The organism is Flavobacterium sp. (assembly GCF_044373165.1).
In the GTDB taxonomy this organism is placed as follows: Bacteria; Bacteroidota; Bacteroidia; order Flavobacteriales; family Flavobacteriaceae; genus Flavobacterium.
In genome coordinates this window covers 17,717-39,469 of the sequence record NZ_JBILQL010000014.1, presented here as the reverse complement: position 1 = coordinate 39,469, position 21,753 = coordinate 17,717, and the positions used below count along the sequence as shown (strand labels likewise).

The 21,753-nt window shown below is 37.0% G+C and carries 15 protein-coding genes; 9 read left to right on the top strand and 6 right to left on the bottom strand.

What is annotated here, in order from left to right; genetic code table 11:
* The first annotated feature begins 789 nt into the window (after window positions 1–789).
* On the top strand, window positions 790–3,996 hold the full coding sequence (locus ACIQ32_RS03740; protein ID WP_396194343.1) for a LamG-like jellyroll fold domain-containing protein: 3,207 nt from the start codon (window positions 790–792) through the stop codon (window positions 3,994–3,996).
* A gap of 312 nt (window positions 3,997–4,308) precedes the next feature.
* Window positions 4,309–10,320, top strand: coding sequence for a choice-of-anchor D domain-containing protein (locus tag ACIQ32_RS03735; protein ID WP_396194342.1), 6,012 nt, complete (start codon window positions 4,309–4,311; stop codon window positions 10,318–10,320).
* 95 nt (window positions 10,321–10,415) lie between these two features.
* Here ACIQ32_RS03735 and hisS read toward each other — a convergent pair whose 3' ends face one another.
* A complete protein-coding gene (gene hisS / locus ACIQ32_RS03730) occupies window positions 10,416–11,774 on the bottom strand; it encodes a histidine--tRNA ligase (RefSeq protein ID WP_396194340.1) in 1,359 nt (452 codons plus the stop codon).
* Between the two features lie 175 nt (window positions 11,775–11,949).
* Between hisS and ACIQ32_RS03725 the strand changes: the two genes are divergently transcribed.
* Window positions 11,950–13,194, top strand: a complete 1,245-nt coding sequence (locus ACIQ32_RS03725; RefSeq protein ID WP_396194339.1) for an ABC transporter permease — start codon at window positions 11,950–11,952, stop codon at window positions 13,192–13,194.
* A 10-nt stretch (window positions 13,195–13,204) separates the two neighbouring features.
* Here ACIQ32_RS03725 and prmC read toward each other — a convergent pair whose 3' ends face one another.
* Both prmC and ACIQ32_RS03715 read right to left on the bottom strand, forming a co-directional pair.
* Window positions 13,205–14,065 (bottom strand): peptide chain release factor N(5)-glutamine methyltransferase, encoded by an 861-nt coding sequence (gene prmC, locus ACIQ32_RS03720; protein ID WP_396194338.1) that lies wholly within the window; start codon window positions 14,063–14,065, stop codon window positions 13,205–13,207.
* 13 nt (window positions 14,066–14,078) lie between these two features.
* The gene (locus ACIQ32_RS03715) at window positions 14,079–14,576 is read right to left on the bottom strand and encodes a GNAT family N-acetyltransferase (RefSeq protein ID WP_396194337.1); all 498 of its coding nucleotides are present in this window, start codon (window positions 14,574–14,576) and stop codon (window positions 14,079–14,081) included.
* Between the two features lie 28 nt (window positions 14,577–14,604).
* Here ACIQ32_RS03715 and ribD point away from each other — a divergent pair, with 28 nt between their 5' ends.
* Genes ribD through ACIQ32_RS03700 form a run of 3 tightly spaced genes read left to right on the top strand, consistent with a single transcriptional unit; the run spans window position 14,605 to window position 16,886 of the window.
* Window positions 14,605–15,645: a bifunctional diaminohydroxyphosphoribosylaminopyrimidine deaminase/5-amino-6-(5-phosphoribosylamino)uracil reductase RibD gene (gene ribD, locus ACIQ32_RS03710; protein ID WP_396194346.1), complete on the top strand. Its 1,041-nt coding sequence runs from the start codon at window positions 14,605–14,607 to the stop codon at window positions 15,643–15,645.
* Complete coding sequence (locus ACIQ32_RS03705) at window positions 15,638–16,246, top strand: HAD family hydrolase (RefSeq protein WP_396194336.1); 609 nt, start codon at window positions 15,638–15,640, stop codon at window positions 16,244–16,246. Before ribD ends, ACIQ32_RS03705 begins: the two co-directional genes overlap by 8 nt.
* 31 nt (window positions 16,247–16,277) lie before the next feature.
* Window positions 16,278–16,886, top strand: coding sequence for an IMPACT family protein (locus ACIQ32_RS03700; protein WP_396194345.1), 609 nt, complete (start codon window positions 16,278–16,280; stop codon window positions 16,884–16,886).
* Here the strand turns inward: ACIQ32_RS03700 and ACIQ32_RS03695 are convergent.
* Window positions 16,883–17,281, bottom strand: coding sequence for an acyl-CoA thioesterase (locus ACIQ32_RS03695; protein ID WP_396194335.1), 399 nt, complete (start codon window positions 17,279–17,281; stop codon window positions 16,883–16,885). The genes ACIQ32_RS03700 and ACIQ32_RS03695 overlap by 4 nt on opposite strands.
* 186 nt (window positions 17,282–17,467) lie before the next feature.
* On the opposite strand from ACIQ32_RS03695, the gene dnaA reads away from it, so the two are divergent.
* Genes dnaA through ACIQ32_RS03680 form a run of 3 tightly spaced genes read left to right on the top strand, consistent with a single transcriptional unit; the run spans window position 17,468 to window position 20,147 of the window.
* On the top strand, window positions 17,468–18,895 hold the full coding sequence (dnaA, locus tag ACIQ32_RS03690; protein ID WP_396194334.1) for a chromosomal replication initiator protein DnaA: 1,428 nt from the start codon (window positions 17,468–17,470) through the stop codon (window positions 18,893–18,895).
* Window positions 18,896–18,934: 39 nt separating this feature from the next.
* On the top strand, window positions 18,935–19,402 hold the full coding sequence (locus tag ACIQ32_RS03685; protein ID WP_396194333.1) for a low molecular weight protein-tyrosine-phosphatase: 468 nt from the start codon (window positions 18,935–18,937) through the stop codon (window positions 19,400–19,402).
* A gap of 28 nt (window positions 19,403–19,430) precedes the next feature.
* Window positions 19,431–20,147 carry an SAM-dependent methyltransferase gene (locus tag ACIQ32_RS03680; protein ID WP_396194332.1) on the top strand — a complete coding sequence of 239 codons (717 nt, stop codon included), beginning with the start codon at window positions 19,431–19,433 and terminating at the stop codon, window positions 20,145–20,147.
* Between the two features lie 2 nt (window positions 20,148–20,149).
* Here ACIQ32_RS03680 and ACIQ32_RS03675 read toward each other — a convergent pair whose 3' ends face one another.
* On the bottom strand, window positions 20,150–20,785 hold the full coding sequence (locus tag ACIQ32_RS03675; RefSeq protein ID WP_396194331.1) for a peptidoglycan-binding protein LysM: 636 nt from the start codon (window positions 20,783–20,785) through the stop codon (window positions 20,150–20,152).
* A 97-nt stretch (window positions 20,786–20,882) separates the two neighbouring features.
* A complete protein-coding gene (locus ACIQ32_RS03670) occupies window positions 20,883–21,668 on the bottom strand; it encodes a DUF2279 domain-containing protein (RefSeq protein WP_396194330.1) in 786 nt (261 codons plus the stop codon).
* Between the last annotated feature and the right edge of the window lie 85 nt (window positions 21,669–21,753).

Genomic DNA, 21,753 nt, shown 5'->3' with positions numbered 1-21,753 from the left:
ATTGTCAAGTTAAAATTACAGAAGACAACTCCAATTCGATAAGATTTTTTGAATTCTTTATAAATCTTAAATAAATTTTATTTTTGTTTAAGAAAACTCAACTTCAAGAGTTGAGCAAAATTCCTATCAAAAATACAAGTTTGAAAACTTTGTGCAAGCTTGTGTATAATCCCGAAACAAAATTCATAAAGCCTCCCATCGCATAGACTAGTGCAATATTATTTCACTTTTGATACCTAATCCAAGTGTACCAAAAAGGATAATAATCAAATAAAAAAACGCAATACTTTCATTTCTTCAGACAAGAGAATAGGCTAAAAATTGAAAAATAAATAAAATAACAGAATGACTTACTGGAGTGACTTACTGGAGTGACTTATAGGAGTGACTTATAGGAGTGACTTATCATGTTATTTATGAAATTAAATCGATTTTAAACTAATTGCAACTTTAGGATTTTCAATATAGTATGTAATTATTAGAGCGATTCATAACCCTGAGGTCGAGAGTTCAAATCTCTCTCTCGCTACTTTTAAAGGTTCGGTACCATCCGAGCCTTTTTTTATTACTACACTTTACTGTTTTGAAACTGTTTTTCAGAAAAACAAACAAACTACATTTGTGCTATTTTGTAAGAAAATTATAGATACAAAACTCAATAGTATGTATTTAATCGTTTTTTTGAGTGTTTTAATCGACTAATTAAAACAAAGCAATACCTTTGAGATACCAGAATCCACCTCCATAGACTTTGTCAAAACAGTATTCATTAACTAAACCCCAACAGTTATGAAAAAAATTACCCTTAACCTACGTGCAAAGTTTGTCCTATTCCTGCTGTGTTTCAATAGTAGCATCACATTAGGACAAGATCTTTTTGATTCAAACGGAACTTTAATTTGGAATGCTACCGCAAATAGCACTTACAATTACAATGTAGATTTAATAGGCCGTGATGATCTTGTAAGCTTGAATAAGAAACAAAACACAGATATTGATCCATTACCTTTTCCGGTAATGGGTTTGGGCAATATTGCAATTAACAATGCTGCGAATCTAAATTCATTTTCCTCTGACCGAAGCTTTTTGGTTTGGGGCGATAACAACAGTGATATGAATGACAGCGGTTTAAATGTTAACATTACTTTCGGTGGCGGCTCAGGAGTTACTACTTCTGTTGATATTCCAAACAAAAAATGGAAAATAGTTGAAACCGGTGGTGATGTTCACTCAACACAAATATCAATACCTACTTCGGTTTTGAGCGGTTTGCCAAGTTTATCAGGCAATGACGCCTATGTGCTGGTAGTTGCAGATGACGAATTCTTTACAAATAATTTAGAAACCGTTTTTCTGAACAAATCAGGAACAAATCAGCTTGTTGATTATGATTTCGACGGAACTAAGTTTTTTACATTTGGGGTAGCACATCAAAGCACATATTCGAGAAGTATTAACTTCGACGGGATTAGCGATGTCATTAAATTTGACAATACCAATAACATATCCAATGCTTTCACTATGATGTTCTGGATAAAACCAAATGGGCAAAACAGTAATAATGACGATCGAACAATTATAGCAAAACACGATGGTATTACAGGATATCGCATTTACCTCTCCAACGACAATAAGATAAATGTCTCCTGGACAGGTGGCATAACATTAAAATCAAACACTGCTTTACCGGATGGAAAATGGCATAATATAGTGGTTACTTTTTCCGGTAATAATTTAAATATGTATATTGATTGCGTACTTGATTCCAGCGTTGTAACTCCCAATCCGACAATCACAAACCATCATTTTTCTATGGGTGCTGAATATCGGAATAAATTGGATGTACAACATTATTTTAAAGGAGAAATAGATGAATTCCGACTTTGGAACAGATTGATCAATATAGCTCAATTAAAATTTATTTTAAACCAAGAAATTGTTCAACACGGTTCAGAAACAAAAGGCGTTTTTATTCCGAGTACTATAAGTAAAAATGATATCAGAGTGGTTAAATGGTCCTATTTGGTAGCTTATTACTCTATGAATTCCTTCATTGGAACTAATATTGATGATGATTCGAGTCAAAACAATCGCGGTTATATAATCAATACAATCCATACTGCTGCCGTGCCACAATCGGCTCCGATACCCTATCAATCAGTAACAAATGGCCTTTGGAGTAACGATACTACATGGTCAAACGATTCCTCAAATACAGTACCAAATGCTAAATCAATTGTAAACAATACTACTCCCATTACATGGAATATCGTAAAGACTGACCACAATGTTACATCACTTGAAAACAAAAAGGTATTGGGTTTATTAGTCTCTAATAACACTTATTCTGTATCTAATGACACCAAGATAGACATTACTCATTATTTCAAATTAGATGGCAAAATGGATTTGGTGGGAAGATCACAATTAATTCAACCAATCAATAGTGAAATAGACCTCAACAGCATTGGTATATTAGAGCGTGACCAACAAGGGCAATCAAATAAATTTAATTACAACTATTGGTCTTCACCGGTTAGTTCAGCAAACAACACTACAATCAATCATGGTTTTACAGTAGCCAATGTACTTAAAGACGGCACAACATCAATTCCTCAAAATCTAAACTGGACATCGGGTGTTAACGGTTCACCAACAAGTCCGGTAACATTGTCTAGGTATTGGATTTTCAAATTTCAAGATTTGCCTAACGGAACAGCCAACTGGTCTTATGTGGGAAACACCGGCTCCGTTGCAACAGGACAAGGTTTTACTTTAAAAGGAAGTGGTGCTGCAACAGCAAATCAAAATTACACTTTTGTAGGCAAACCTAATAACGGTACGATAACATCCATGGTATTGGCTGATAACTTAAATCTTACCGGAAATCCATATCCTTCGGCCATTGATGCAAATAAATTCATCGATGATAACGTTTCCAGTATTACCGGTACACTTTATTTTTGGGAACATTACAATACTAATAATTCTCACGCTTCCCATGAATACCAAGGTGGATATGCTACCTATACTAAAACCGGCGGTACGGCACCGGTAGCGCCTTCGGGAGTTAGCGGACTTGGATCGAGTTCTAAAAAGCCTAAAAAATTCATACCGGTAGGTCAAGGCTTTTTTGTAAAAGGCTCGGCTACAGGTGGTGCAATTACCTTTAAAAACAGTCAAAGAACTTTTATTAAGGAAAACAATTTGAGTTCATACACATTGTTCCGCCAATCAAATCAAACAACCAATAATTTGGATGAAGATGATGAAGATGATGAAGATGACGAAACAGAAATACCGGAAGAATTATTTATAAAAATTCGTTTAGGCTATGATTCCGCAGATCAACTCCATCGTCAAACCTTGATTGGTTTTATGAATCAATATGGCTCACCAAATTACGACAACGGGTATGATGGGATTAGTATAGAAACTTTAACAAATGATTTATATTTTATTAGTGAAGATTACCGACTTAACATTATGGCAGATGGCTATTTTAATCCTAATAATAGTTATCCGATTGGAGTTAAAAATGCCATTTCAGGCAACGTAAAGTTTAGCATTGATGAACTAGAAAACACAGAAGAATCTTTGCCTATATACTTATTCGATAATGTCACCAATACTTATCACAACATTAACCAACAGTCCTTTGAGGTAAATTTACCCGCCGGTACCTTTGAAAACAGATTTTCATTGCGATTTAACAATGAGGCTTCTTTATCAACTCAAGAAAATCTATTGGACAATCTATACATTGGCTATTCTCAAAACAGCCAAACAATTACCCTCAAAAATATTACTCCCGCATTTATTGTTAAAAATATTGAATTGTATAACCTTTTGGGGCAAAAAATAAATTCATGGAACATGGAAAATGCTTACCAATCTGAAATCCATTTAAACATCAATGGGTTGTCCTCCGGAGCTTACTTGGTAAAAGTTATAACCAACAACGGAATTATAACAAAGAAAATTGCATTGCTTTAGTAAATAACTGTAAAAATAACATCCTCCAAAAACGACTGTCAATTACCAGTCGTTTTTTTGTTTAATCAAAAGAATTTTTGCTGAAAAGAGAGGTGAAAATCACTAAATCATCATTCAAGATTAATTTAAAAAATTTAATAATTTGTAAGTTTTTTATTTAACAAATAAATATTTTTGTGCATTTCATCGAACTTTTTATGTCTTTTATCGATTATTTAAAGCTTTTACATAGTTTTGAACTGTCAAATAATCAAATGAAGAATCAGATTAATCTTCATTCTAAAATAATAATGCATAATTAACCCCAGAGTTATGAAAAAATTATTACTTACCTTAGAAAAAAGAAGTTACTTATTATTACTTTTATGTTCACTTGCAGGTTTTTCTCAAGTAACCCTTAGAAGTCAAACTTTTGAAAGTGTTGCCGGAGACAACCTGTCCTACACTGTATCCTCAGGAACTGCTATTACAGTTTCGACAGGAACGGGCGTATCCGGTTCTAGATCTTTAAGATTTACCGGGAGTAATACCGCAACCTTTGAGAATGTTAGTATTGCCGGTTACACCAATGTTCAGGTGTCTATTTCTTTTGCCTCATTAGGCGTAGACAACAATGAAGACCTGTTCATTCAATTTTCTTATGACGGTGGCACTAATTATGATAGTGCTATCAAATTAGTAGATGGAAGCAGCAACAAAAACTTGGCCTACGGCACAAACGATGCTTCTGTCAATCCTTATGTTCATAATATTCCGGCCGGAAACAGCACTGTAAGATTCAGAGTTTTCTGCGAAGGTGTTGATGGTGGTGAATTTTATTACATCGATAATATTTCGGTTCGCGGCACAGCAGTCCCTGAAATTAATTTACAGGCCAATGGTAACGACATAGTTTCCGGTAGTACAACTATTTCCACTTCTATCAACACTGACTTTGGAAGTACTGATGTCAACAGTGGAAGTGTTTCCCAAACCTATACTGTTCAAAATACAGGAACTGCAAATCTTTCAATTACATCCGTTTACACCGATAACGGCGATTTTTCTGCCTCAATTTCTTCTTCTACTATTGTACCCGGTGGTTCAGCTACTTTAACGGTAACTTTCAACCCGGTTTTAGCCGGAACTCGTAGTGGATTAGTTTACCTGTCTAACAATGACAGTAATGAAAACCCTTATTCATTCAGAGTACAAGGAATTGGAACTGAACAAGAAATCAACCTTCAAGGTGGTGCAGTTCCAACTGATATCCCAAGCGGTTCCACAACAGTTTCTGATGCTTTAGGTACCAACTTCGGATCAGTACCGGGAACCCGAACTTATATCATCCAAAATACAGGAACCAGTCCGTTATCATTAACCTCAGCTTGGTCATCATTGACAGATTATTCCGTTTCATTTTCACCAAGTAGTATTCCCGCAGGTGGAACAGGTACATTAACAGTTGTTTATAATCCTACAACTACCGGAACCCGAACAGCAACAATCTCTTTATCAAACAATGATGCTAATGAAGGCACTTATACTTTTAGAGTTTCAGGAACAGCTACCGATAGAGAAATTAACTTAAGAGGAAATGCCATTAACATAGTATCTGGTAGTACTACCATCAATATTGATCGTAACACCGACTTCGGAAGTACCGATGTCAATACAGGCAGTGTAATCAATAACTTTACCATTGAAAACACAGGTATTAATAGTTTATCAATCACTTCTGTAACTTCAAGTACCGGAGATTTCTTGGTGTCTTTTCCGGCAACAACAATCCCGGCTTACAGTTCGGTAACTCTACCGGTAACTTTTAATCCAACGGCAACCGGAACCAGAAATGGTGTAATCACCATAAACAATAACGACAGTAATGAAGGAACTTACACCTTTGCTGTAAGAGGTATAGGATCAGAACAAGAAATTAATGTACAAGGTGGCGCCGGTCCAACAAATATCAACAATGGTTCTACAACAATTTCTACTACCTTGGGAACCAATTTTGGTACCTCGGCTACAACCAGAACTTTCGTAATCCAAAACACCGGAACAAGTAACCTAAATATCACTTCATTAACTTCAACTCTAGCTGATTATGCAGTTAGTGTTTCTTCTAATACAGTTGCTCCCGGAAGTTCTGTTACAATGACTATCGTTTTCACTCCGGCAACCTTTGGAACCAGAGCGGCTACGATTACTATAGCAAACAACGACGCTGAAGAAAGCAGCTATACCTTCTCGGTATCTGCAACAGTAACCGATAGAGAAATCAATGTTAGAGGAAACGGTACTTCGATTGCTTCAGGAAGTACTATCATCAGCGTATTGAGAAATACAGATTTCGGCAGCGTTCAAGTGGATGACGGCACTGCTACAAACAGTTTTGTAATTGAAAACACAGGCGGACTTCCATTAAATGTTTCTTCAATTACTTGCAGCAATATCTTAGATTATGCTGTTTTCTTTTCTCCTACAGTAATTCCTACCGGAGGAAGCATGACATTCGAAGTTACATTTAACCCAATCACAAATGGTGTCAGAACCGGAGTAATATACATCACTAATGATGACGCCAACGAAGCCAACTATAGATTTAATATCTCCGGTAGAGGTTTACGAGACAATGATGGTGATACTGTAGACAGTAGTACTGATATTGATGATGATAACGACGGAATTACCGACATCATAGAATGTGGAGGGTGTTTGAGTGATCCTTTTATGAATGGTGGATTTGAAAACCCTGTAATCGAAGCTGCCAGTTACGCTATATTACCAACCAGCAGTGTAAACGGTTGGCAAACCAGTGCAGAAGATTTCATCGAAATTTGGAGTGACGGCTTTAACGGAGTTCCGGCAGCCGGAGGAAACCAATTTGCCGAATTAAATGCCAATATCGCTGGAACTTTATACCAAACCTTCTGTTTGAACGGTGCCGGTGGAACGATTAACTGGTCTATCAAACACAGAGGTCGTGGTGGTGTTGACCAAGCGTTTGTAAAAATGGGAAGCAGTTTAGCCGATGCCTTAGCTTCAACTCCTATTGTTGAAATGGTTGACGATAATACTGCTTGGGGCACTTACTCCGGAATTTATTCTATCCCGCCAGGACAAACCCAAATCGTAATTACTTTCCAAGCCGGTTATACCGGTTCGGGTAGTGCTTCTGTAGGGAACTTTATTGACGATGTTCAAATCGTAATCAATCAAGGTTGTATCGATTCTGATGGTGACGGTATTACGGATACAGAAGATTTAGATTCTGATAACGACGGTATTCCTGATATTGAAGAAGCCGGATTTAAACAATTCAGCAACAACACCGCAACATTCGACAAAAGTAATCCGTCATTATGGACCGATAGCAACAATAACGGTATGAACGATTACATCGCAGCCATGATTTCAGGCGGTACTTATAATGTGCCTGATTCTGATGGTGACGGATTGAGAAACCAATTGGATTTTGATAGTGATAACGACTCTTTCTTTGACGTAAATGAAGGCGGCACTTTAAACGGTGACGGTGATATCAATGACGATGGTAAAGGGGATGGTGTCGACACAGACAAAGACGGCATCCTTGACTTATATGATAACTCAACCAACTTTGGCACAGTATTTAGAAGCTATGCTCAAGATACTGATGGTGACGGTATAGCCGATTTCTTGGAATTGGACGCCAACAATGATGGTATCTTTGACATAACTACCTCTATGTATGATAATATTGACACCAATAATGATGGTAGAGTTGATGGTACTGCCGATGTTGATCGCGACGGAATTTTAGATGCTTTTGACAGCAACAACGCTGTAAAAGGTTCTCCAAGAAACTTAAACAAAAAATTATTACTCGACTTCGACGGAAGAAATGATTATGCGGAAAATACCCCTGTTTTAGGAAGTTTATCCAACGCTTCTCTAATGGCTTGGATAGATTTAAACAGCGGATTCAGCTCTGAAGGAGTAGTAGTTGGACAAGACAAATTCCAAATTAAAGTAAACAGCGACAGAAGATTGGAAGTTGTGGCCAATGCTACTTCAATAACCAGTACTGAAGTGTTAAATACAGCCCAATGGTATCATGTAGCAGCCGTTTACGGAAATGGCGCCTTAAAACTTTTCTTAAACGGAAAATTATTAGGAACTCAATCTGTTTCCGGGGCTATCATGGCAGACGCTACCAACTTAACTTTAGGTAAAAATCCGGCTGCTGCCAATAAATATTTCAGAGGTAAAATAGACGAAGTACGTGTCTTTAATGTAACCTTAACAGATACTCAAGTGCAACGAATGGTTTATCAAGAAATTGAAAACAACGGATCACAAGTACGCGGTACTGTAATACCAAGAGATATACAATCGTTGCCTTATGCCAACCTCATTCGATACTACAGAATGGATGCTTACAGAGATGACATTGTAGACAATTTAATCACTCCGGGAATAGATACCGGTAGCGGAATGAAGATGTATAATCACAAAACAATTCAAACACAACAAGCGCCAATGCCATTTGTTACCAGAACAACCGGAAGCTTTGCCACTGCTGTTAACGATAGTTCAAAAGACATCAGAGGACTTGATTTAGTAGAATATGACTATGCTGTAGTACAAGTAAATCACAACATCACTGAACCTTCAAATGTGTCTACTATGGCAATGATTGTTAGTCCGAGTGTTACCGTAAATATGAATAACGATAACAAATTGGAAAACCAATGGTATCTAAAACTTGACGGTAAAATTGACCTAAGCGGTAAATCGCAATTATTACAAACTATAGACAGTGAATTAGACGTTACCAGTGCGGGTTCTATTGAAAGAGATCAAGAGGGAGAAGCGAACAGGTTTAACTACAATTATTGGTCTTCACCGGTAAGTTCAATCAACAACTCAACTATAAACCACGGATTTACTGTTGCTGGAGTTATGAAAGACGGTACTACTGCTACACCTCAAAATATCCAATGGACAACAGGCGTTAATGGTTCTGCTACTAACCCGATAACCTTAAGCAGTTACTGGATCTTTAAGTTCCAAAACCATACAAACAGTTATGCCAACTGGTCTACAGTAGGTCAAAACGGAACATTATTGGCAGGTCAAGGATACACTCTAAAAGGTTCTAATACAATTAGTGATTTCCAAAACTATACCTTTGTTGGTAAACCAAACAATGGCAACATTACGTCTACCGTTGGCGCTAACAACTTAAACTTGTGCGGAAACCCTTATCCGTCTGCCATAGATGCTGATAAATTTATCGATGATAATGTTTCAAGTATTACCGGTACGCTTCATTTTTGGGAACATTACAACACCAACAATTCTCACAATACTATTCAATACCAAGGCGGATATGCAACATACACCAAAGTGGGCGGAACAGCTCCTGTAGCTCCTGCCGGTGTTAGCGGATTAGGAAGCAGTAGCAAAACAGCGAAAAGATTTATCCCTGTCGGACAAGGTTTCTTCGTAACAGGAAGTGCTACAGGTGGTACTATTGCTTTCAACAATAGCCAACGTCTGTTTATCAAAGAAAACAACGCCAGCTCATATACTTTGTTCAGAAACAACAATCTAGTGGCTAACAGTAACACAAGTGCCATCAATGCTGAAGATTCATTCGAAGAGCAAGAGTTTGCTAAATTGAGATTGGGTTATGTTTCGGCTAACAATTACCACAGACAGTTATTATTAGGCTTCATGAATCAATATGCTACAAGTGGTTTTGATAACGGTTACGATGCTATCAGCATTGAAACGTTAGCTAGTGACATGTACTTTATGCAAGGAACCAACAAATTAAACATCATTGGAGATGGCTATTTTAATGCCAACAACAGCTATCCGCTGGGGATTAAAAATGCAACGGCGGGAATTGTTAAATTCAACTTGGATGACAAAGAAAACTTTGACGAAAACCAAGACGTATTCATCCATGACAATACAACAGGAGTTTACCACAGTATAAAATCGCAACCTTTTGCAATCAACCTACCGGCAGGAACTTTTGAAAACAGATTTTCCTTGAGATTTGCTCCGGCTGGTTCATTAAGCACCAATGAAAATGAATTGCAAAACGGTATTTCAGTGGCACATACACAAACTGACAATACCATCCATATCAAAAATGAGTTGATGGAAGCTACAATAAAATCAGTAGAATTATTCAACTTAATGGGACAAAGAGTTGTGGAATGGTCGTTAGAAAGCCAATCTGAAACAGAAATGCACTTACCGGTTATCCAATTAAGTACCGGAACTTACATAGTAAAAATTACCACTGACAAAGGTGATATCAGCAAAAAGATTCTAATTAAGTAGTCTTTGTTTATTTGACAAAAAAAACTCTCCGTTCTGGGCGGAGAGTTTTTTATTCTAATTTTAAAATGAAATATTTATGCTACTATTAATTACACTCAAACTAATTTCTCTAAAATACCCGATAGATCAGTTTCCGATTGTTCGCCGGTTGTTAGGTTCTTCAAAGTAAACAAACCACCATTAATTTCTTTAATAACAAAAGGAATTTGACGGCGCTCTGCATGCTTAAATTGTTTGTCAATTTTGGCAGCATCCGGATAAATCTCAGCTTTTACTCCTTTGGCTCTTAAACTGTTTATGGCTTTCATTGCCTCAAAAGCTTGACTATCGCCTAAATTTAAAAACAATACCTGAGTCGAAATGGTAACCGTTGGCGGAAATAAATGCAACTCTTCCAACACCAAATAAATGCGGTCTAAGCCAAAAGAAATGCCAACACCACTCATGTTTTTCAACCCGAAAATTCCGGTCAAATCATCATACCTACCGCCACCGCCAATAGAGCCCATAGCCACACCTTCGGGAGCAGCTACTTCAAAGATGGCTCCGGTGTAGTAATTGAGTCCGCGTGCCAAAGTTACATCTAAATCCAATCGGGCTTTTTGCAATCCTAATCGGGTTACGTGGTCACAAATAAAACGCAATTCTTCAATGCCTTTCTTGCCTTCTTCCGAAGCCGTTAACAGATTGGAAAGTTTTTCTAATTTTTCCTGTATCGTTCCGGTAAAACTAAACAAAGGTTGTACTTTTTGTAGGGCGACTTCAGAAATTCCTTTTTCAATCATTTCCTTTTTAACGCCTTCCTCTCCTATTTTGTCGAGCTTGTCCAAAGCCACTGTAAAATCAATCAATTTATCCGAAGCGCCAATCACCTCAGCAATCCCGGATAAAATTTTGCGATTGTTTATTTTGATTGTCACTCCTTCCAATCCTAAAGTCGTAAAAACCGAATCGTACAGTTGAACCAATTCTACTTCCTGCCACAACGAAGTGGAACCTACTACATCAGCATCGCATTGGTAAAACTCTCTGAAACGCCCTTTTTGCGGACGATCAGCACGCCAAACCGGTTGGATTTGGTAACGCTTAAAAGGAAACTCAATCTCGTTTTGGTGTTGCACTACATAACGCGCGAAAGGCACAGTTAAGTCGTAACGCAAGGCTTTCTCGGAGATTTTCACGGTAAGCTTTTTGTAATTGATATTTTGCAATTCTTCAACAGCAACCTTATCTAAATAATCCCCCGAATTCAATATTTTAAAAATCAATCGATCGCCTTCTTCCCCATATTTCCCCATCAAAGTATCAGCGTTTTCAAATGATGGTGTTTCTATCGGTTGGTAACCAAATTGCTCAAAATGATGTCGCATAATCGAAATGATGTAATTGCGTTTTGACACCTCAGCGGGTGAAAAATCTCTCGTGCCTTTTGGAATACTTGGTTTTTGTGCCATTGAAATAATTATGAATTACAAATTAAGAATTACGAATAATCATAGAACTACTGAATATAATTCGTAATTGACAATTCGTAATTGATTTTGCAAATATCTTATTTTTTAAAACTATTTCCACAACGGTTATAATATTCTTGTAACAAAAGCTGTATTTTCGTGTCAAATTACCGTTATGATTGGATTATTCAGAGAAAACGTCAAAATAGCCTTGGGTTCAATTCGAACACAATTGCTTCGCACCATACTAACGGTAGTTATTATAGCCATAGGAATTACGGCCTTGGTAGGTATCTTAACTGTAGTCACAGCCATAGAATATAACCTCAACTCGAGTTTTGCTTCTATGGGTTCGAATACCTTTAACATCAACCAATATGAATCTTTCGGGCGCCGCCGCGGGAATGAAGAAATTGAAAAAATTAATCCCATTATCAGCTATCCAGAAGCCCGTGCTTTTAAGGAAAAATTTAATGTTCCCTTTTCGCAAACTTCTCTTTCTTTTACAGCCACTTCCAGCGCAGAAGTAAAATTTGAAAACAAAAAAACCGACCCGGAAATCTCGGTTTTAGGAATAGATGAGTATTACATTACCAATTCGGGCTTAGAAATTACACAAGGAAGAAACTTTAACACTTTTGACATTTCCAATAACGTTTATGCTTGTGTTGTCGGCTCAGATTTTGTTTCCAAAGGATTATTAAAAGACACCAATCCGATTGATAAAATCATATCGGTTCGCGGCGCAAAATTTAGAGTCATTGGCGTTTTAAAGGAAAAAGGATCAACTTTTGGTAACAGTCAAGATTTGCGGGTAATGATTCCAATTCAAGTAGCCCGATCAATGTTTTCTGCGCCTAACATCAATTACTCTTTGAGTACAATGGTATCCAAAAAGGAACTATTAGATGAATCTATAGACAATGCCATAATTACCATGCGAAAAATTCGTAAGTTAAACCCCGTTGAAGAAAACAATTTCGGTATTTCTCGCAGCGACGACTTGATTAATCGCATAGCGAATTTGACCGGCTTCTTATCTTGGTCAGCATGGATTATGGGTATCATTACCATTTTAGGGTCTTCTATAGCCTTAATGAATATTATGGTGGTTTCGGTAACGGAAAGAACCCGAGAAATTGGAGTTCGAAAAGCTTTGGGCGCCAAAAAAAGCACAATAGCCTTTCAGTTTTTTATTGAAACTTTAACCATCGGTCAAATGGGTGGATTTTTTGGAATTATTTTCGGAATTCTGATTGGTTTTTTAATTTGTTTGGCTGCCGGTTGGGATTTTGTAATTCCGTGGGGCGCTATTATAGCGGCATTCATCACAAGCTTTATTGTGGCCTTGGTTTCAGGGTTGTATCCGGCCATCAAAGCCTCGCGCCTCGACCCTATTGAAGCGCTGCGTTACGAGTAAAATTGATTCGCTATTCTTTTTTGGTGGCTGAAATCATTCGGTCGTTTCCGTAAATATCTTGATGTAACTTCACCTCATGAAAGCCAAAACTTTCTACTAAAGCAACTGTTTCATTCCCGAGATATTGGTTAATCTCAAAATACAACCTGCCATTAGGCGACAAATGTTTTTGAGCCAAAGCCGAAATTTTTCGGTAAAACAACAAGGCGTCGTTATCTTCAACAAACAAAGCCAAATGCGGTTCGTGTTCCAAAACATTCGGTTTGATTTCAGTTTTTTCTAAATGTCGAACATACGGCGGATTGGATACTATTACATCGAAAGTTTGTCCTAAAGCTTCTGTAGCTAATATATCTTGCAAAACAAAATGTACGACAACATGGTTCAACTCCGCATTTTTTATAGCCGTAGCCAAAGCCTTTTCGGAAACATCAATTGCATGAACGTCAGCCTCCGGTACATTTTTCTTCAAGGCAATCGGAATACAACCACTACCGGTACCTATGTCTAAAATTTTCAACTTTGTACTTTGTACTTCGTATTTCATACTTTGTATAATCAATTGGACCAACTCTTCGGTTTCCGGTCTGGGAATCAAAACATGTTCATTCACCAAAAATGGCAAACCATAAAACTCCGTTTCTCCTAAAATATACTGAATGGGTTTCTGCTTTTTAAGTTCCGCTAAAGCACTTTCCCAACGCAACAATTGCAAAGCATCCATTTCCATCTCAGGCTTCAAGGCCAAATCGATCCGTTTTTTTTGATGGAAACTTTCCAAAATCAAATAAAAAAAACTTTCTACTTCCTTTTCGTCATACCAGGAAGAAAGTTCTTTGAGGAAAATAGTTTTATAGTTTTTAAGCAACATTGGTATTTGGAATTTATTTTTTGATGTTTAAGTCTGTAATCATCCAAACCGGACAAGTAGTATGACCGGTATTTCCTAAAGGCTCGCAAAGGTAATCAAAACCCGATTTCAGGTATAAATGTTGGGCGGCTTTCATCTCGGGCAAAGTTTCCAAATAACATTTCTCATAACCGAAAGCAATTGCTTTTTCCAAACACTTCTGAATCAATTGAAAACCAATTCCTTTTCCTCTGGCTTCGTTAAGAAAATACATTTTTTGCAACTCGCAGATATTGGCTTCTGAGTTTTCCAGCTGACTTATGCCACCGCCACCTATAATTCTGCCTTGGGTTTCAACTACAAAATAAACAGCTCTCGGTTTATCGTAAGCTTCAAACATAAAATCGAGTTGAACGTCTGCAAAAGCAGTTCCGGTTTTAGGAAAGTTATCTACCGTAAAAACCTCACGGATTACTGCGGCAATTTGCGGATTATCTTGCTTTTGGATTTCACGAATTATAATGTGACTCATTCTAAAAGTAATGTCTTATTTTTGTGTGGTGAAGATACATGAAAAATACCTATCGCGCTGTATACAGTTGGCCAAAAACGGTTTGGGAAGCACCTATCCTAACCCGATGGTAGGCAGCGTAATAGTACACAACGGCAAAATCATTGGAGAAGGATGGCACTGCAAAGCGGGCGAACCGCATGCTGAAGTACATGCTATTCATTCGGTTAAAAATAAATCTTTGTTAGCTGAAGCCACCATTTATGTTTCATTAGAACCCTGTAGTCATTTCGGAAAAACACCGCCATGCTGCGACTTAATTATAGCGCATAAAATCCCTAAAGTTGTTATTGGCACGATTGATCCTTTCAGCAAAGTATCCGGAACAGGTATTGAGCGATTACGGGAGAACGGTTGTGAGGTTATCGTAGGTGTTTTAGAAAAAGAGTGTTACGAATTGAACAAACGTTTTTTTACTTTTCACAATAAAAAGAGACCTTATATTATACTAAAATGGGCTGAAAGTAGTGACGGTTTTATTGCGCCTTTGGTAAAAGACAAAAAAGAACCGGTGTGGATTTCTAACGAATATTCGCGACAATTAGTGCATAAATGGCGAGCTGAAGAACAAGCTATATTGGTAGGAACGCAAACGGTTTTAGACGATAATCCCCAATTGGATGTACGCAATTGGACCGGAAAAAATCCGGTTAGAATAGTTTTGGATCGCCACGGAAAAATTGATCAATCCTATTTTGTAAATGACGGAAATTCGAAAACCATTCTACTTACCGAGCAAGAAAATTTGGCTTTTGGCGATAATGTTACAAGGGAAATTATTACATTTGATAATCAGCTATCGCAAAAAATAGCAACTGTTGTTTACCAAATGGGACTGCAATCCATCATCATTGAAGGAGGAAGACAAACACTTCAAACGTTTATAGATGACCAACTTTGGGATGAAGCTAGGATTTTTGTAGGCGATAAAATCTTGGGAGAAGGCATTTCGGCACCTCGATTGCATCGCATCGGGAAGACAACAAATATAAAAACCGACCAACTAACTATAATTTTGAACCATGATTAACACTATCATTTTTGATTTTGGCGATATTTTTATCGATTTAGAGAAAGAGAAATCTATTGAAGAGTTCAAAAAGTTAGGCTTGGATGGTCCCAACGAAGAATTAATTGCCCAAAACGATTTATTTGAAAAAGGTAAAATCAGTGAACTAGAATTTATTCAGAGTTTTCAAAAATTCATTCCAAACGCATCTATAGAAGAAATTATCAAGGCATGGAATTCGTTAATTGGCGACTTTCCCTTGCATAGATTGGAATTCTTACAGATGCTTTCCAACAAATACCGCTTGTTTTTGTTAACCAATACCGATTCTATTCACATCAGTCGTTTTGAACATAAAGTCGGCATGTCATTTTACACCGATTTTTACCGTTGTTTTGAAAAAGTATATTATTCTTATGAAATGGGCATGCGAAAACCACAACCGGAAATTTTTACAACCATTTTGCACAAACACGACTTATCGCCTAAAAGAACTCTTTTTATAGACGACAAAAAAGACAATACCGATGTGGCTGAAAGCTTGGGTTTACATGTATGGAACCTAAAAGTAGGCGCTGAAGATGTAGTGAATTTGTTTGACCAAAAACATTTGCCTTTTTAACAATATCATTAGTTCCCCATATTGGGATTAAATTTCATTGAAAGACACCTACAATACAATAGCTTCCCCTTCACCGGAAATACTTTACAAAGAAAAAAACAGTAAATTTTTCGGTTATGCCTATCCGGTAACCACAGAAGAGGAAATCAAACAGCATTTAGAGCAATTGCGCAAACAACATTCCGGTGCTGTACACTTTTGCTATGCTTTTCAACTCGGTACAGAAAAAGTATATTACAGGGCCAATGACGACGGCGAACCCAGTAATTCTGCAGGCATGCCTATTTACGGACAAATACAGTCGTTTGACTTGACTGAAGTTTTGATTGTTGTTGTTCGCTATTTTGGCGGGATTAAATTAGGTGTTAGTGGTTTAATTTCGGCCTATAGAACGGCAGCACAAATGGCCTTACAAGAAGCGGAAATTATTGAAAAAACAATCGACATACACTACTTGGTTTCATTTGATTATAAGAACATGAATAAAGTAATGCGAGTCATCAAAGAAAACAACTTAACCATAGTGTCTCAAAAGATGACCGAAAGTTGTCAAATTGAAATAGCCACGCGAAAAAAAAATGCCGAAAAAATCTTCGACATTTTTAATCATTTGTTTAAAATTGAGATTCAAAAAATTTAACTGTTCATAACATCCAAAATGTATTGTGGCGGCGGGATGGCTTTTCCCAAATTTACATCCACAAAAACCAATACAAAATGCGCAGTTGTTAATAACTCATCATTTTCATTGCGAATTTCGCAATCAAATTCAATCTTCACTGAGGATTGACTTTTAAACTTGGTTATCACTGTAAGTAAGTCGTCATAACGCGCTGGTTTTTTGTAATTTATAGTCATGGAAACTATAGGAAGTGCAATGCCGCTCTCTTCGAGCGATTTATACGAAATCCCTTTATTTCTAAGCCATTCCACGCGTCCCATCTCAAAATAAGGCACATAATTTCCGTGATAAACTACACTCATTTGGTCGGTTTCTGAGTAACGAACCCTTACTTGAATTTGATGTTCTTTCATCTGCTTTTTTTGCTTTTAATCTATTTTTCCAAAACTCTTTACGACAATATTTTTAAAAAATCAATACCGTTTAAATTTTTTTTAAAGAATTTTATTCACATATTTGTTATCCCGAAAAACACGATGGTTTCTACCATCATTTTTGTTAAAAAACCTAACAATAATTACAATAATTTTAAACCAAATATGAGCAAAACTGCGCAATCGGTATGGGAAAACTGTCTTGAATTCATAAAAGACAACATTCAGGAACAAGCTTTCAAAACTTGGTTCGAACCGATTAAGTCAGTTGAGCTAACAGACAATGCTTTGTACATTCAAGTACCCAGCAAATTTTTCTACGAATGGTTAGAAGAACATTACGTTAAATTATTGAAAGTTGCGTTAACCAAAGAACTCGGAAAAAACGCAAAGTTACTGTATAAAATCAAAATGGAAAACACTTATGGCAATAAACAACCGTTTACGGAACAATTGCCAAGTGCGCACCGCAGTCCGATAAAATCACAAGAGGTTGATGCTCCGTTCAAAAACTTGAATCCAGAGCTGAAAAATCCTTTTGTAATTCCGGGCATCAGAAATTTAAAAATCGAATCTCAGCTTAATCCTAATTATAGTTTTGACAATTTCCTTGAAGGAGATTCTAATCGTTTGGCACGCTCTGCCGGTATGGCCGTGGCTAATAAACCGGGCGGAACATCATTTAATCCGTTGTTGATTTTTGGTGGTGTTGGATTAGGAAAAACCCACTTAGCCCATGCTATTGGAGTTGAAATTAAAGATAAATATCCTGAGAAAACAGTCCTTTACATATCTGCTGAAGTATTTACCCAACAATATATTGATTCGGTTAAGAAAAACAATCGAAACGACTTTATTCACTTTTACCAATTAATTGATGTCTTAATTATTGATGATGTTCAATTCCTTTCCGGAAAATCAGGAACACAGGATGTTTTCTTCCACATCTTTAATTACTTACACCAAAATGGCAAACAGGTAATCCTAACATCCGATAAAGCTCCGGTTGATATGCAAGATATCGAGCAACGCTTACTATCGCGCTTCAAATGGGGATTGTCTGCCGAATTACACCAACCTGATTACGAAACGCGTATCTCTATCTTAAAAAATATTCTTTACCGCGATGGTGTCGATATGCCGGAAGATATTGTAGAATACGTAGCGAGAAACATCAAGTCTAACGTAAGAGAATTAGAAGGTGCTATCATTTCTTTAATCGCTCAATCTTCTTTCAATAAAAAAGAAGTGACTTTGGATTTGGCCAAAAGTGTAGTGGAAAAATTCGTGAAAAATGTAAAACGTGAAATTTCCATCGATTACATCCAAAAAGTAGTTTCTGATTATTTCCAATTAGATGTAGATACTTTACAATCTAAAACCAGAAAGCGCCACGTAGTTCAAGCCCGTCAGTTGGCAATGTTCTTTGCTAAGAAATTTACTAAATCTTCTTTAGCCAACATCGGCTCTCAAATTGGAGACAGAGACCACGCTACCGTTTTACACGCCTGTAAAACTGTTGACAACCTAGTTTCTACCGACAAACAATTCAAAAAATTTGTAGAAGATATTCACAAAAAATTATCTCTTTAATTTGGTTTTTAACTAAGTTTGCAGCTTAGAAAAAAAATTATGCCTGTTAAAGTTTTAATGGTTTGCTTGGGAAACATCTGCCGATCTCCATTGGCGGAAGGGATTCTTGCCGCTAAATTACCTCAGGACAAATTCATCGTTGATTCTGCCGGAACCGGAAACTATCATATTGGTCGACAACCCGATCAAAGATCAATTTTGGTAGCTCAAAAAAATGGTATTGATATTACTAATCAAAAAGCCAGACAGTTTTCTTCTAAAGATTTTGATGAGTTTGATTATATTTATGTCATGGACAGTAGTAACTATGATAATGTTATTGATTTAGCTAAAAATGATGCCCAAAAAGCCAAAGTAGCCATGATACTAAACCATCTTTTCCCCGGAGAAAATGTAGATGTACCTGATCCTTACTACGGTTTGCAAAACGGTTTTGATATGGTATATGATATGCTCGACGAAACCTGTACTATTTTAGCCCAAAAGCTGATAGAAAACCACCCATAAAAATCACCAATTTTACACTGAAACGACAATGGATAGTCCAAAAGGAAAACTGTATTTGATTCCAACTACTTTGGGCGAAAGTGATCCAATGGATGTTTTGCCGAAAACTGTTAAAAGAGCCATTGATTTCATTGACCATTACATAGTGGAAAACGAAAAAACAGCGAGAAGGTTCATTAAATCAGTGAATGCTCAAAAAGTACAAGACAACTTACAAATTTCATTACTCAACAAACACACCGAAGTAACTGAGCACAATACCATGATTAAACCTTGTTTGAATGGCTTTAACATTGGGTTGATGAGTGAAGCCGGCTGTCCCGGTGTAGCCGATCCCGGTGCTGTTATTGTAAAATTAGCGCACGAAAAAGGAATTCAAGTAGTTCCGTTAGTTGGTCCTTCTTCTATCCTTTTGGCCATGATGGCTTCAGGTATGAACGGACAAAGTTTTGCTTTTAACGGCTATTTGCCCATTGACAAGAGTGATAAAAAATCGGCGCTGAAAAACTTTGAAAAAATATCGAGCGACAAACACCAGTCTCAAATTTTCATAGAAACACCTTATAGAAACAATAAACTTTTAGAGGACATACTTTCGGCTTTGCAACCCAACACACATCTTTGTATAGCGACCGATATTACTTTGCCTACAGAATACATCAAGACATTACGAGTGGCAGATTGGAAAAAAACAAAGGTCGATTTACACAACCGACCTACTATTTTTATCATTCACAAGATGTAAATTTAATTGACTTTAGCGTTTTTAATCGCTTGAATTCCTTTGGTATCAAACCCTCCAAAATCTCTGAGGTAAGTTCGCACTGAGGTACCGTACTCATCTTTCATCTTGCGTTTTCCGTTTGAATTCAGGAAACGCTTAACTGAACCTGTTCCGCCTAAATGAGCGGCAGCTAAAATTCCGGATTCAGTAATTTTAACACCGTCAACTACTTTACCTTCAAAATAACGAATGTAATCTCTTAACTCGTATTTATTCTTGGATAGTAAAGTGACAAATGCTTTTTCTTGTAATCTCGGATTGTTTAAAAAGCCCAAACTGTCATGAATTCCTATCGATTTCAAAGTTACCACGCCAAACTGGTATTTTCCTAAATAACCAAGAGTATTGATTTTTCGGTATTTACCTTGAGATTCTTTGTGTGCAATGGCTTCTTTGTAGCCAATAAAATACCTTCCGGTATACGGGACTTTCAGATTAATATAATCTATGTTGTTTTGAGAAGGAAAAACGTATTGAAGTTCTTCGTTTTCATCAACACCAAAACTGAAGTTGACTTGGGCATTGTAAGGTTTAAAACCTGAGCTTATAAAAGCTACTGTTAGTAGGATAGTTGAGTAAAAAATTCCTTTTTTGATCATTAATTGTTATTTCTCAAGCGCTGTCACCGACATGAAATTACCGGCTGCAAATATACAACTAATTTTATAAAATTGAATATCAACAAGTTAAACTACTCTAAAAGTAGACAAAATGCCATTTTGTTCCGCCTGAACCCCTGATTTCAAACGTTGGAGCCGGAATTTTGATAGTATTGAAAACTGTTAAAATTGTCTTAACAAAATGCGATTTGGTTTCTATTTTTGTCAAATCAAGGTCTAGACTAAGGTAAAATTGTCGGTATCTTTTACTTTCCGGAAGAAAAATAGTATTGACTAAAGCCTCTTCACCGGTTATCATACCTTCAGCACCATAACCAACGGCTACATTCAACCATTTCGGCACTTTACTTTTTTTGGCAAAAGAATGAATGTTGAACGACAACCAATAGGTTTGTCCGTTGTAATCTTTCAGAATCTGTTCTTGAAGTGAACTGCCCAAAACTTCCGGCCGAGCGGCTGCATATGGCGTGGTATGAAAAGAAAATTTAGGAACAATTCGCTGTTCTTTCCAAAGCAATTCTTGAGAAACATACATAGCTGTACCCGAAACATTAGCCACAACATCTCCGAGCGACGCACCCCAATTGGCCGAATAACCATCGAAAACTTCAACGGTAGTTAGAAAAGCCAAACCTAAAGTAGCACCATAAAGTAATTGAGATTTCTGATTGGCTCCGGTCCATTTCATCGCATTGGCTCCGAAACTCCCTAAATGATAAGCCGAAAAAACGTGTCCGACCTTGTCCATTTGCAACCATTCGGCATTGTCATTAATAAAATGAAAATCTGATTTTGGGTAATCGGCATACCAAACTTCATTTAAACCTATCAAAGCAGCGGCTCCTAAAGTTGCCTCAGTCATCACAACCGTTTTTAAACGCGCTTTGTTAAGTGTATCCGAAGGTTTTAAAAAATGATGGATTCCTTTTTGTGCACAAAGTAGTGTT